The following is a 13175-nucleotide window of genomic DNA, read 5'->3' as shown; positions in this document are numbered from 1 at the left end:
CGCGGTCTCACCGGGCAGTGATCGTGCACTCCGATGAGGAGTGGGCACGGGTGCAGGCGCTGGCGCAGCTGCAAGGGGTCAGCGTTCCGCGGTTGTATGAGCGGGCGGTGTGGGCTGGTGATGTGCAGACCGCTTCACGGGTCGCGGAGATCCACTTGGAACTGGCGGGGGTGCGCCGGTTACTGGGCAACGCGGCGTCGAACATCAACCAGATCGCGCGGGTCGCGAACAGCACGGGCGAGATCCAGGAGACTGAGTTTCGGGCCGCGGTCGCGATGGTGGGCCGCCAGGTGGAGCGGATCAACGTGCTGCTGGCGCAACTGCCCGGGGGTGAGGTGTCATGAGGATCAGCGTGTGCGAGCGGGGCACTGACGCCGGTGGGTTGATGCGGTACCTGTACGGCAAGGGCAAGGCCGATGAGCACACCAACCAGCACATGGTCGCCGGGTCCGAAGGGCTACTGATGGAGTGGGGCGGGACATTGTCCCCGCACGAGGCCAGCCAGCTGGGCCGCCTGGTGGAGGCACCGTGGCGGCACCAGTTCGCCGACCAGCTTGCTGTCGCTGGCGCCGGGAACGGGGGCGTCTCCCGGGCGAACCTGACCGGTGCCACCGCGACCAAGGGCGGGGAGTCCCGCCACGTGTATCACGTGGCTATGGGCCTGTCCCCAGACGACGAGGCGTTGACCGACGAGCAGTGGGCCCAGGTCGCCTCGGACTACGTGTCGGAGATGGGTTTCGACGAGGGCGGCCCCGGGGTCGGCGCGAAGTGGGCCGCCGTTCGTCACGGGCTGACCGCGAACGGCGGCGACCACGTGCACCTGGTGGTGGAGTTGGTGCGTCAGGACGGGCGACTGTGCAACACCCGCAACGACTACGCCGCAGCACAACGGATCAGCGACTCGTTGGAGCGGCGGTATGACTTCCTGCGGGTGACCCGCGACATCGAAAAGGGGCGTGGCGCGACGACGGCGGGCTACACCCCCGGGGAGGCACGACGTGCTCAGAACCGGGCCGCGGCAGGGTCGGGCCCGGTCGAGCCGGACCGGGTGTTCCTGCAACGGGCGGTGCGGGCAGCCGCGGCGGCATCCTCGACCGAGGTGGAGTTTCTGCACGCGATGCTGGAGCGCGACGTCGATATCGAACCGCGATGGTCTGCAGGCGGCCGCGAGCAGGTGGTGGGCTACTCGGTGCAGGTGCCGGCCTCCCTGCAGGTGTCTGAAGCAGGAGCGGATGCACAGGTTCGGTTCGGTGGGAAGAAGCTCGCGCCGGACCTGACGCTCCCGCGTCTGCGGTCCCGTTGGGAGCAGAACGAGACGGCCGAGAGCAGAGATGCTGCGCTGGCAATGTGGCGCGGTGAAGATGCACCGGTGCCGATCGCCGAAGACGGGCGCGAGCACTTGGCCGAGGCCGCAGCGCACCTAACGGCGTGGAACGACCGGTTGGCGGGGATCGACGTGCAGGACTGCGCTGCGTGGAAGCGGGAGACCGCGCACGCCGCCGGGACCATGAGCGTGGTGGCCACCGGGCTGGGAGATCGTGACGGGCTGCAGCTGGGTAAAGCGGCGGACCGGTTCGCGCAGGTGTCGTTGACGCTGCCCGAGCAGCGGCCCGCGCCTGGCGGTGACGCACCCAGGATGCCTGTGGCCGGCCCGGGATTGAGTGAGCCGGAGCTCGCCGCCCGGCACATCAACCTCGCGCTGCGCGCCGGCGGATCCGATTCAGCGCGGGGATGGATGGCGGTGATGCAGCAGATGTCACGAACCAGCAAAGCGATCCAGGACGCGCACGCCGCACGCCGGGAGATGGTGGCGGCAACCCGGACACTTGCGGAAGCACCGCCAGCGTTGGAGCACCTGACGACTCGGTTCAAGGACGCAGCCCGCATCCAGGAGATGCCTGCCGATGCTCGCGCAGCCGCGGCGCAGGCCCGGGCCCGTGCTGCGCGGGTGGATGAGCAGTTGCGCCGCGGCTCGAAGAGCTGGTCCAAGGAAGTAGAGCGTCCCCAGCGACCTGGGCCGGGCTCTCCGAGTCGCGACGACGACCTGGGAATGTAGACGCCTGCCCGGAGAAGCCGTGGGGCACGGCAAGAACTGATGCGCTAGTGGCCGAAGACCGTCTGGGCGCTCACCATCACTGGGCCCAACCCCCATACGCGCCACGTGTGGTCTGGGTAACGGATGAGGGTCACAAACCTTGCACCTGTGACAGTGAAGGCGGCGAACACCTGGGATGTCTGAGCCACCTCGGGAACGAATCGGACGAACGCCAGATCGTCGGGGGCGTCGACGGCGTAGTAGACCTTCGAGGCGATCGATCGGTGCTGGAGCTCGTCGACGGCCCAGCCGTAATCGCCGAACGCGGCTGGGTTATGCGTCACGGCAGCGAGGAGGTCGTGCCTGTCGGGATCGTCGCGTAGAAGTGCGGCCCACCACGCGAACGCAACGTGCAGCGGATCGGTGAGATCGGGCTGTTCGCTGAAGCCCTGCAGGGGGGTGTCTTCCGGGCTGGCGGCCACGTAGGCCGGCACTGGGGACACGGCGGGAGAGTCATCGAGGATGTACTGGTTCGCGCTGTTTGCGAAGGTGGGGGCCGTAGCGGTGATGGTTGCCAATACCTGTGCGGACGTCATCGCAGGGTTGGTGAACCGTTGAGCGTTTTGCTCGATGGCACTGACCACCAGCGCGGGGTTCAGGTGGAGGAGGTCGGAAAGAAAGATCTCGGGGGGCAGGGCGACAATGTCGTGTGGGGCGCAGGCCTCGTCTGGAAAATCGGGCAAGTTGGCGGTCACGATGGTGGATGCTCCCGCCGCAATCGCGGCAGCGAGGACATGCCGGTCTTTGGGGTGGTTCGTGAGCCCCGGCTCGAGCCACTCAAACCCGTGGACGGTGGCCTCGGGGAAGCCCGCGCGCATAGCTTGAAGACGCTTCTCGGCCTTCGCCGGTATGACACCCAGCTTGCCGGTCATGGTGCGCTGTGTCTCGTTGAGGAGGTGCTCTGACCACCGGGCCTGGAAGAGGTCGGCCTCAGCGAGCCAGAGCAGGAGGTTGCAGAGGTTGTAGGGGGCCAGTACGCACGCGTCGAGAACAACGATCTCGCTCAACGGGTAGACACAATCTGATCGACCGAGCCGTCACCCGTTGCTGCCAGCGCCTTAAGCCCGTCTGAGCGCCGTTGGTGTCGTTCGGCGATGAACCTATCGATCTCGGTCCTCGCCACGCGGCGGTGCACCCCTGGTTGGTCGTACTCCAGCGCACCCTCCTCAAGCAGCTTGACCAAGGTAGGGCGGCTGACGTGGAGCAGGTTTGCGGCCTCTTGGGTGCTGAGGAACTCAGCTACCGGCACCACGTCCACGCGCTGGCCCGCGGCCAGCAGCTCCAGCACCTCCTTCATGACGGCACGTCCGTGGGAGCTGACCTCGACAGAGACAGTTCCGATCGTCACGACGGACGCGTCGTCGACGACCGCGGCGAGTTTCTCAGCATCTTGCGCGGAGAGGTCGCTGGGACTGAAGCGGGTGGCAGGCATCCACCCAGGTTAAGACAAAACGAAACAAACGAAAAGGGCAGGTGTGGGTCTCACCGGCCCAGATCATGCTCAGTGCTGCGGCCTCGGTTCATGGTGGCCTTCGCCGGCGCTGAGTGGGCGCGCTGCGCGCCGTCGTTCGCGTGCCTAGCGAGCATGTCGTCGGTGGAGCGGGAGAACCCGGCCGCGGATTCGATGCGTGCCTGGCGGGCCTGGTCGGTGACACCGGGCGCGTACAGGTCGGCCTCGTCGGCGCGGTTGTAGGGCGCTGCGTTCTGCGCCGCTGCCGCGGCGCTGTCGAGGTCGTCTGCGCGCTCGAGGCGCTGGTCTGCGTCCTCGTGTTCGGCGGCGGTGTGCGGGGTCCCGAGGATCTCCTCGGCGGTGCCGCGCAGCTCGTCGGCTTCGGCGCGATCGGCGGCCACATCCGCGGCCTGTGCTGCCCGGCGGTCCTCGGTGAGGTTGGCGGCCTGGTCGCCGAGGTTGTCCAGCAGGTAGTCCATGGGGGAGGCTCCCCAGCGGGTGCGGAACTGCTGGTCCAGCTGTTCGGCCGCGGCCTGCGCAGCCGGGTCCTGCCCGGCCCACCCGGCGGCCTGCTGCCAGGCGGCAAGGACAGTGGCCTGGTCGGCAGCATTGAACGCTGCCGGGTCCAGCAGAGGTGCGTAGGTGTCGCGCGCAGCAGCGCGGTCCAGGTGGAATTGGTCGATGTCGTCCGTCAGGCTCCGGAGCTGATCGACGTTCCCGGCCAGCTCGCTGTCCAGCTTCGCGGCGACATCGTGCATCCCAGCGTCATCCATACGGTCCAGATGGTCGACGATCTCCAGGAGGCCCCGCTCGTCGCGGCCCTCATCCCAAACCTGCTGCAGGGCTGCTGCTCGGTCCGCGTCGTTGTCCCACTGGTCGGTGTTGAACTCCCGCTGCCGGCCGGCGTAAGCGGCCCACTCCTCCTGACGGGAGACGAGCGGCAGCTCCCCGTGTTCGCGCCAGTGCGTCCAGTCGGCGCGCAGCTGCTCGGTGTCGACATCGACGGCCAGAGCGTCCGCCTCGTGGCGGGAGTAGTACGCCGGAGCGTGCTCGCTGGCCAGCGTGATGGCTTCCTCTTCGGTCAGCGTGCCGCTCATGGCCCAGACACGCTCCAGGGCATCGCGCCGGCCCTTGGGGCCGCCGGCGATGCTGGCCTGCTCGACTTCGTCGTGACGGCCAATGAACCGAGCCCATTCATCACGTACTGACTCCTGCGGCAGCTGGCCTTCGGCCTGCCAGTGCGTCCAGTCGGCCACCAGCTGCTCGACGTTCTGTTCGCGCCGGTGCGACTCATGCTGGGTGTAGTAGTCCGGCGCGTGCTGCTGCGCCAGGTCGACCGCCTGCTCGAGCGACATCACCGACACCGGCGCAGTGTTGAGGGCCGGCGAGGGTTGGGCCCCGGTCGACGCACCTGTGACCGGAGTAGGGATGCGGTCCTGGAAGTGGGCGGCGGCACGGGCCGCTTCCGGGTCGCGGCCGGCCCAGGCGTTCGCTGCCTGCGTGGCTTGCTGCAGCTGCTCGGGGGTGGCCCGGTCGGCGGCGTTGCCGTACATCAGCGGCAGATAGAGCGACCGCGCCTGGTCACGCCGCTCGATGAACACCTGACGGGCTTGGGAGGCAACGTTCTGCCGGCGGTTGGCTATCCGCCGCGCGACGTTCTCCCCGAGCTGGGAGGCAGCCATCGTGGCCGAGCGCAGCACCCGGTCCAGTTCGCCGCCGAGCTCGTCGAGGTGATCACTCATCGTTTCCTCCTGTGGTGTCGGTGCTCAGCAGCCCCGGTGGTACTTGTTCGTGGGGCCAGAGCCGGGGTTGTTCGTGGATGCCGCGTTCGGCGGAGCAACGGTGGAAGACCCCGTCGCGTTGGGTCAGCACGCTCATGTGCACGTCGAAGTGGTCGCGGTACCAGATCGACATGCTGGGAGCGTCGTCGAGGCGCATGACCTCGAATGCCTCCCACAGGGCCTCCAGGCGACCCATTGCGGCGGTGTGCTCCCACCATCGGGCGCACCAGCGCACGTCCTCGGTGTCGAGGCGGTAGCGCCACTGCGGGAGCACGAACCTGTCAACGAACTCGTCCACACCGGCAAATTGCCGTGGCGGCGGTCCCTGCTGTTTGTCGGTGACGACCACGTGCTCGGAGACCTCAGGCTCGTCACGGTGCAGAGGGGTGACTACACCAGATCCGGCCGTCCGGCCGGCGCCCTTGGGGCCATCAACGCGGTTCATTTGCGTGCCCCTGCGAGTAGTTCGTCGGCTTCGTCAGTGGGGCTGTAGCACTGGATGCTGGCGGTGATCTTCGCTGCGGCCGCCGGGTCCTGGGTGTACCAGGGGTCCAGGCTGATCAAGGTCGGGCGGGTGCCGGCGATGAACACCACGCCGCGGCCGCGGGGGAACGCGGCCAGGTCCTCCACGGGGAAAATCTCCTCTTCGCGGACGTCGCGCGAGGAGGAACGGTGCCCGCCGGTGCCACTGCTGGAGGAGCGGCGCATGACCTGCCGTTGCCCGATCAGCTGACTCAGGCCCCGCAGGTGGCTTTCGTCGCGGATACCGCCGCCAACACCGAGGATCGAGGCGGCGGAGACCATGCTCTCCAGGCCGCTCTCACCCCACGCCCGGACGCCCTGCTCGCGGGACTGCAGGATCGTGACCAGGATGATCCCCTTGGATCCGAAGTGGGAGTAGACGTCCGGCAGCTGAGGTAGCCGGCAGATGTTCGCGGCCTCGTCCAGCTCGCATAGCAACGGCACCGGCAGTCGACCCCCGGGGCTGGCGTTGGCTTTCTCCTCCGCCGCCGCGAACACGGCATTGACCAGCGCTGCGGTGATCGCCCGGGCCGATCCAGGGCCTTCCTGCGACAGCAGGTACAGCGTCTCGCGGGAGGTCACGAAGTGGACCGGGTCGAACTGGCGCCGAGCGTCGTCCGGGCCGGTGGGGGTGATCCAGGGCAGGAACTCCGGTTCGCGCAGAAACCGCATGATCCCCTGGGCGGTGCCGTACAGACCATCGCGCTGTTTGGAGGTCTTGCGAATGTGGCCGGTCAGCGACGTCGCTGAGGCGGCCATCCTGTGATCGCGTAGCAGCTGCACGGGGTTAGGCAACCCGGCTTCACCGTCGGGGAACGTGAGCCAGTCATACACGCGGGTGATGGGCTCGCGGGCCACCGCGGCCGCGAGCAGCAGGTCTGCGAGCAACGATTCACCACCGGGGCCGAAGTAGGCGTCCTCGCGGGCGTCGGTCTTGACCGCGGCGGCCTGGAAGATCCCGGCCAGCTTCTCCGCGCGAGAGACCGCGCCGAACCCGGCGGTGATGTACGACAACGGGTCCCACCACCAGGTGGCCGGCTCCCCTGCGAGCTGTTGGGGGTCACTGACCCACACCCGCCCGATCTCGCTGCGCGGGCCACGGGTGGCGTTCAACAGGTCCGGTTTGTTCGCCGTCGACAGCACCGGGCCCCCGGTGGCCACGATGTGCGGAATGCACTGCGACGTCGTCTTGCCCATCCGCGGTCCCATGAACCACAGCTGGGTGAACTCCCACGGCCCGTACAACGGTTGCTTGGTGGCGATCGCGGTCCCTATCCGCACCCCGATCCCAGCCCGAGACGTCTGCGGACCCAGCCGGGCGGTGTCCTTGGCAACCTCCCGCTGGGTCAACGGAGCGATGTCGCGCCGGGAGGACATCGACCGGGCACGGTCATCGGTCCACTCCCGCCCACGGCGGTAGTTGCGCACCAACAGCAGCACCAGGACCAACAGACCCACCAGGACCGCATACAAAACGGCGGCGATCGCGATCGCCGTCGTCGACCAGGTGCGGCCGCCGAGACGCCACCCGGCGTATGCGGGCCCTACAAGCACGCCCGCGCCGAGGATCAGACAGATGAGGATGATCCAGCCGGTCTCGGACTGGCCGGGGTCGGGTCGTTTGTTCGGTCGGTGGCTCATCGGCGGGGCCTCCTGTCGCGGCGGGTGCGTCGATGCGGGACGAGTGCCACGACGAGGGCCCCGAGGCGGTCCAGGACCCGCTCCACGAGCGTGGGGTGGTGCTCGACGGGTAGTGATCGGTGGCCGGGCTGGATGCTCATGCGCCCACCTCGGTGTCGGTGGTCTCGCGGGAGGACCAGGTCTCTTGCAAGTTCTGCCAGGCGGCGTTGGTGTTGCCGATCGCCAGCTCTGCTGCGGTGAGCTCGACGTGGAAGGGGATGCCGGGCTTCTTGCCCGTTTTCAGTAAGAAGTTGCCCTGTCCGGGGGCGGCTTCGGCGTGCCCCGTCTCAGGGTTGACGGTGCCTTCCATGGACCAGTCGGTGATCATTTCCCGCTCCCGGCGGGACATCCCGAACACCTTGGACAGGTTGCCCATCTCCCCCTCGGCCAGGCCGCCGAGGAAGACCATTTCGGAGCGTTCGACGAACCCCCAGGCCTTCTTCGTGGCGGCCTCAGTGGCCAGGACGAGGTCGTCCATGGTGTGGGTGATCAGCAACTGGCCGATCATCCGTGCCCGGTTCAGGCGGGTGATGGCGTTGACGCGGTCGACCATGAAGGTCGCCGCGTTCAACGCGAGCCACAGCTCGTCCATCACCAGCAGGTACACGCGTCGTTCGGCCAGGCCGGCATCGGCCAGGTACTTCGCCGCGCTGACGCCGGCGGAGCCGTACGACCAGCACACGAGCTGCAGCCCGGCCTGCAGGACCTGGTCGTCGTCCTCGACCGCGGACATGTCGAAGGACACCGCCCGGTCCAGTCGCATCGGTTCACTGGTGCGGCGGGCGAAGGTGTCCCCGTAGGGCCCGTCCTCCCCCAACGTGAGCAGCGCGTCGACGAGACGTTGGGTGCGGTCCGCGTAGCGACCTTCCTCGCCGCGGTCCTGCACAATCGCGCGCAACGCCTCGGGCCGTTCTTCGATCTTGGCCTGCAAGTCAGCGATGACCGCCTGACCGGTCAGGTCGGGGTCGACCAGCCGCAGCGCGGTCGACAGGACGTTGACTTCGTGGTCCAGCAGCTCGGACCCGGACAGTTCGCACAGGCCCCGGACGACGTTCAGGCGCCGGCCTTCCAGGTCGGCGTGGGCTTTGCGGCGCAGCTGCTCGGGCAGCTCGCCGATGCGTGTCGTCAACGGCCCCACGTCCAATGGATTGACGTTGCCCTCCCCGCGTCCGACCTTGATGACCTGCCCGTCGAGGGCGCGGATCAGGTCGGTGTAGTCCGGGCGCAGATCCGACAGCACGATGGGTAGCACCCCGTAGGCGGGCAGGACCGCGGCCATCTTCCGGACCAGGGACGACTTCCCGAGACCGGGGCGGCCGAGGACGAACCCGGAGGGGTTGTTGATCAGTCGCTTCAGGAACCAGGTGACTGGGTCCGCGCAGACCGTGCCCCGGGTGAGCAGGTGCCGCCCGAGCGGGACGCCGACGACGGGGGTGCCGGATCCGGCTGAGAACGGCCACAGGCCACATACCTGGACTGAGGACCCGCGCCACTCCGGCGGGGTATCCACGATGACCGCTGCTCCGCCCCCCTTACCCGGCCAGCCCCGTTTGCCAGGTGCGACGGGCCGAGCAGCGATGTTCGCCGCACGCCGCGCCCGGATCTTGCCGAGCAGGCCGGACTTCTTGGCCGCGGATCGTGTCCTGGCTTTGGTGTACCCGCCAGCTCGCCGGGTACGCCTCAGATCATCATCTGGCTGAAACTGTTCAGTAGTGGACGAATGGTCCGCGAACGGGTTGGACGTCTCGGCGTCAGTGCGAGTCGGGTCCACGTTGGTGGTCATTACATGGCCTCTCGGATGCTGGTGGGCAACGTCATGTGCTCGGGCAGCACCAGTCCGATGGGCAGGGATGCGGCGAACGCGACGTCCTGGGATCCCTTGGCTGACCGCAGCCGCAACCGGGCCGGCGCCGCCAGCGAGGACGCGACGGTCTTACGGGCCAGCGGCAGCAGCTCCGGGTCGAGGACCGTTGCGGTCACGACGATCCCGAACCGCACGAGCGACGCGCCGGCGGCCTCCTCCTGCTCGGTCTTCTCAGCCGCCTTCTTGTCCTGACTTTTACGGGCGGTCACCCTTCGGCCCTCCGAGGCGGCCCAGGTGGTGTTCTTCACGTCTCGGTCCACCGCGTCGGCGGACTGCTCCGGGGTCTGTGGCCGGTAGAGGATCGCGACCCGTTTACGGGTCAGGTCCCGGTGCGGGGCCAACAGCCCCGCCAGCGTGGAGTCGTAGAACACTCCGCGCGGGGGTGCGGTCATCTGCCAGGAACACGACACCGCCGACTCGTGCTCGTAGTGGTCGTATCCAGCGTGCGCGGCGACGGGTCCTGCCTGGTCCCAGGACAGCCCTGTGCCGTCCTTGGTGCGCGCTTCCTCCACGTCCGCAGCAACACTGGGGTCGTAGGCGACCCGGACGGTGTCGACCAGTTCCTGCGCGGTGCACGGACGGCACCCGGTGCCCGCGCCGGTGGCTTTCAACCCGTCCAACAGCGACGGGAGACGGGTGCCGATCTCTTCAGCCATCTGCGCCGTCGTGATCGCCTTACCCCGGGCACCCTCAATGGAGGGTTTGCCGGTGAAGGTGACCGTCAGGCGGGTGGTGATGACCGCCGACCCTGCTGCTCCCGCAACCGAGTCGGTCAGCACCTTCTGAGAGAACGCCGGCGAGCTGGCGTCCAGATCCGCGAACGCGGCCCGCCGCAGTCGGTGCCCGGTATCGGGTGCGGTCTCGACGACGGCGGCCGCGGCAACGATGTCCCCGGTCTGGCCCAACCCGGCCAGCCAGGCGCCCCAGTGCGCGACCTGGGAGTCGATGACGTGCTGGTCCACTCCCCCGGTCCCGGCGGCGTGACACTCGATCACCACCGTGTGGTGATGCGTCGACGGGATGCTGATCAACCCGAACGGTTGGCCCAACGAGTCACGCCACTGCGTGAGCTCACTCGCAGCCGCGAGACCGGGCAGGCGGACCTTTCCGTCAGGGGTGTGCCCGACCGGACCCTGGCGCAGCATCGTCAGGCCGGCCTTTTCCGCGCGACGGTGCCGTGCCCACCGGGCGGTCCGCACGTACGGGTTGAGCCCTGACGGGTGCGGGATCAGCATCACCCCCGACACCGCGAGGGTGACCAGGATCAGACCCAGGCCCAGCAGGAGGTGGCCGCTGATGCTGACCCCGATCAGCACCAGCGCGGCCAGGCCCACCCCGGCCAGGAACACCGGCGGCAACCCGAACAATCCGGGGACCTTCGGTTGACGCAGGTTGCCGTACGTGACCCGCTTCGGGCCCAAACCCTCGGTTGCACTGATGTCACTCATGCCCCACCTCTTCTGCTCCGTCAGGAACGGCGCCCTGCGCCATGTCATTGAGCTGCTGCACGGCTTGCCCGCCCAGCTGTGCCGCGGTGCCACCAGCAGAAGAACCCCCGCTGGAGCTGCCGCCACCGCCGGTGGGAGCACCCACGGGCATTGCCCCCGAACCGCTCGGCCCTGCGCCGCCAGAGGACTCCTGTCCCCCCGTCGACGAGACACCGGCCGAGGAACCCGAACCAGACCCGCCGCCCCCGGTGGATGCACCGCCACCGGAGGACCCAGCGCCGGTGCTGCCCCCACTCGGCGCGCTACTCGCGTCGTCAGACGGGACGATCCCGCTGCCGTCGTCCGAGCCACCTGAGTCGCCACCACCCGCTCCGCCGGGTAAGGCGCCACCACCGGGCATGCCCCCATCGGAGGAGTTCTCACCGGACGAACCGCCGCCGCCCTTCGGGCTGGCACCCTCACCACCGCCGGTCATGCCGCCACCGGTGAGGCCACCTCCACCGCCACCAGTGCCGGCCATCGACGCCCCACCGCCGCCGGCGGCTGCGCCCGCACCGGAGGCCCCCGCGGAGGCGCCCATGGTGCCGATCGCGACCGCCCCGGTCGCTACGGCACCCAGTGCTGCCCCGCCGGAGAACGCCCCGGAAGAACCCATCGCAGCCATCGGGACCAGGAACTTGATCAGCGACGGCAACGCCAATGACGCCAGCACCAGGATGGTGATGCCGTAGATGCCGTTCATCAGGCTGGCGGTGGTCTTGTTCGGATCGCCGGGTGAGTGCAGCAGCTTGAACCCGGTCGCGTAGATCGTCGCCGCGACAGGCTTGTAGATCGTGAACGCGAACATCAGCATCAGCGCCCGCTTGAACCGTGCCCAGCCCTCTTCGGAGTACGAATCGGCCGCAAAGACCGGGATGAAGACCGCCAGGACGTAGAGCACCGCGCCGCGCACGACCATGAAAACGATCTGCGTCAGCGAGGCCAAGATCAGCAGCAGGAACAGCAGGAACCACGCGCCCAGGGCGTTGTTGATCTCCCCGCCCCCACCAGCGGTGATCGACTCGGTGATGATCGCGGTGAACGCGTCCCCAGCCGTGTTCTTGCCGGTCGCCTGCTCCAGAATCCAGTCGGAGTAGCCGTTGCCGGCCTCCAGGAAGATCGAGAACACGGCCGTGGTCAACGCCGACGCGACAGTGAGCACTATCAGCCCGCGCACGATTTCCCGGGAGGACTGAGCCGCCTTGCTGGTCCACACCAACCGGCCCACCGCCAGGATGAACCCGAACGTCGCCAGCACCGCGATGATGTACGACTCATCTCCTACCAACGACGCGATCTGACCCCCTGAGGACGTTGACGCACCGAGCTGAGGATCCGGGACCTTCACCCAAAACGTGGCGACCGTCTTCAACATCGACTGCGCACCATCACCGAAGGCCTTGACGACCTCCTCAAAGCCACTCTTGGTAGCTGACCCAACAACGCATCCGATCGCCTTGGTGGGGTCGAGACAACCCCCAACCGCAACCGGCCGGCCCGCTCCCGCGATCACGACGTTCCTCCGCCAGCTGACGGTGACATCGGAACGTAGGTGGCCAAGCTGGTGATAACGACGGCCTGGGCGACACCGGTGACCTGCCCATTCACCTTCCAGTCGCCACCAGACCAGACCATCGGCATCGTCCCCTCGATGTTCTGGCCCTGCACCGTGATGGCAATCCGCACTAGGCACGAGCTCTGCGTGCAGGCCTCCGTTTTGAATCCCGCTATCGCCGCGTTCGAGGGATCGGCTGGGAGTTGTTCAGCCTCCGTCTTGCCAGGGCCGGGTGTGTACCCCTGCTCGATCACGGCATGGCCATTGGAGGAACTGCTCGCCAACGCAATGTTCATCGCCGCGATCACGGCGCCTGTCGGCGAGTGTTGGTAACACGACCGCAAACTGCCTTCGGGGCCGGTGATCGTCTTAGGTCCAGCTGTCGATGACACAGGTACTGCAACCGCGCCGACCGTCTGCCACGTCGCCGGGATCGCCGACGTGGGCACGAGTCCGTTGCCGCCCGGAACATTGCATCCACCAACCCCCGACGCGGTACTCGAGGTCGCCGTACTGGTCCCGGACAGGCTGCCGGTGCCTGTTGTGCTGACGGTGGGTGAGGCGGTGACAGTCCGGGTCGGTGTAGCGGTCGACCCGGACCCGCCTCTGCTGAGCAGGATCCACAGCAGGCCGGCGATGACCAGCACGATTACGCCACCGGCTGCCCACCACACGGGGGAGCTGGCGATGCCGCCACCGGCGGTGTCGTCGTTTTCGTTGTTGTCGTCGCGAGCCATGCCC

At 68.2% G+C, this 13175-nt stretch carries 12 protein-coding genes; 2 read left to right on the top strand and 10 right to left on the bottom strand.

The features are described from left to right. Window positions 1-50: 50 nt before the first annotated feature. Window positions 51-344: a plasmid mobilization relaxosome protein MobC gene (gene mobC, locus HNR15_RS17635; RefSeq protein ID WP_179483939.1), complete on the top strand. Its 294-nt coding sequence runs from the start codon at window positions 51-53 to the stop codon at window positions 342-344. After that, window positions 341-2056 (top strand): relaxase/mobilization nuclease domain-containing protein, encoded by a 1716-nt coding sequence (locus tag HNR15_RS17630; RefSeq protein ID WP_179483938.1) that lies wholly within the window; start codon window positions 341-343, stop codon window positions 2054-2056. Before mobC ends, HNR15_RS17630 begins: the two co-directional genes overlap by 4 nt. 44 nt (window positions 2057-2100) lie before the next feature. Here HNR15_RS17630 and HNR15_RS17625 read toward each other — a convergent pair whose 3' ends face one another. From HNR15_RS17625 to HNR15_RS17580, 10 genes are all read right to left on the bottom strand, one after another. Then, window positions 2101-3102 (bottom strand): VapC50 family PIN domain-containing toxin, encoded by a 1002-nt coding sequence (locus HNR15_RS17625; protein ID WP_179483937.1) that lies wholly within the window; start codon window positions 3100-3102, stop codon window positions 2101-2103. Next, complete coding sequence (locus tag HNR15_RS17620) at window positions 3099-3527, bottom strand: excisionase family DNA-binding protein (protein ID WP_179483936.1); 429 nt, start codon at window positions 3525-3527, stop codon at window positions 3099-3101. Before HNR15_RS17620 ends, HNR15_RS17625 begins: the two co-directional genes overlap by 4 nt. Before the next feature lie 50 nt (window positions 3528-3577). Beyond that, window positions 3578-5287, bottom strand: a complete 1710-nt coding sequence (locus HNR15_RS17615; protein ID WP_179483935.1) for a hypothetical protein — start codon at window positions 5285-5287, stop codon at window positions 3578-3580. Further along, window positions 5280-5771, bottom strand: coding sequence for a DUF4913 domain-containing protein (locus HNR15_RS17610; protein WP_179483934.1), 492 nt, complete (start codon window positions 5769-5771; stop codon window positions 5280-5282). The genes HNR15_RS17615 and HNR15_RS17610 overlap by 8 nt, the downstream gene beginning before the upstream one ends. After that, window positions 5768-7489: a type IV secretory system conjugative DNA transfer family protein gene (locus HNR15_RS17605; protein WP_179483933.1), complete on the bottom strand. Its 1722-nt coding sequence runs from the start codon at window positions 7487-7489 to the stop codon at window positions 5768-5770. The genes HNR15_RS17610 and HNR15_RS17605 overlap by 4 nt, the downstream gene beginning before the upstream one ends. Next, window positions 7486-7629: a hypothetical protein gene (locus HNR15_RS17600; protein ID WP_179483932.1), complete on the bottom strand. Its 144-nt coding sequence runs from the start codon at window positions 7627-7629 to the stop codon at window positions 7486-7488. Before HNR15_RS17600 ends, HNR15_RS17605 begins: the two co-directional genes overlap by 4 nt. Further along, entirely contained in the window at window positions 7626-9038 is a 1413-nt protein-coding gene (locus tag HNR15_RS17595; RefSeq protein ID WP_179483931.1) for a hypothetical protein, read from the bottom strand. Before HNR15_RS17595 ends, HNR15_RS17600 begins: the two co-directional genes overlap by 4 nt. 272 nt (window positions 9039-9310) lie before the next feature. Further along, the gene (locus HNR15_RS17590) at window positions 9311-10840 is read right to left on the bottom strand and encodes an SCO6880 family protein (RefSeq protein WP_179483930.1); all 1530 of its coding nucleotides are present in this window, start codon (window positions 10838-10840) and stop codon (window positions 9311-9313) included. Further along, the gene (locus tag HNR15_RS18695) at window positions 10833-12392 is read right to left on the bottom strand and encodes a TrbL/VirB6 family protein (RefSeq protein WP_484477006.1); all 1560 of its coding nucleotides are present in this window, start codon (window positions 12390-12392) and stop codon (window positions 10833-10835) included. Before HNR15_RS18695 ends, HNR15_RS17590 begins: the two co-directional genes overlap by 8 nt. After that, on the bottom strand, window positions 12389-13171 hold the full coding sequence (locus HNR15_RS17580; RefSeq protein WP_179483928.1) for a DUF8175 domain-containg protein: 783 nt from the start codon (window positions 13169-13171) through the stop codon (window positions 12389-12391). Before HNR15_RS17580 ends, HNR15_RS18695 begins: the two co-directional genes overlap by 4 nt. Window positions 13172-13175: the final 4 nt, after the last annotated feature.

The sequence above is a fragment of the Allobranchiibius huperziae genome, from assembly GCF_013410455.1.
GTDB classification, from domain to species: Bacteria; Actinomycetota; Actinomycetes; order Actinomycetales; family Dermatophilaceae; genus Allobranchiibius; species Allobranchiibius huperziae.
Note: the sequence above shows the minus strand (reverse complement) of the source record. Positions and strands in the feature narration are given on the sequence as shown.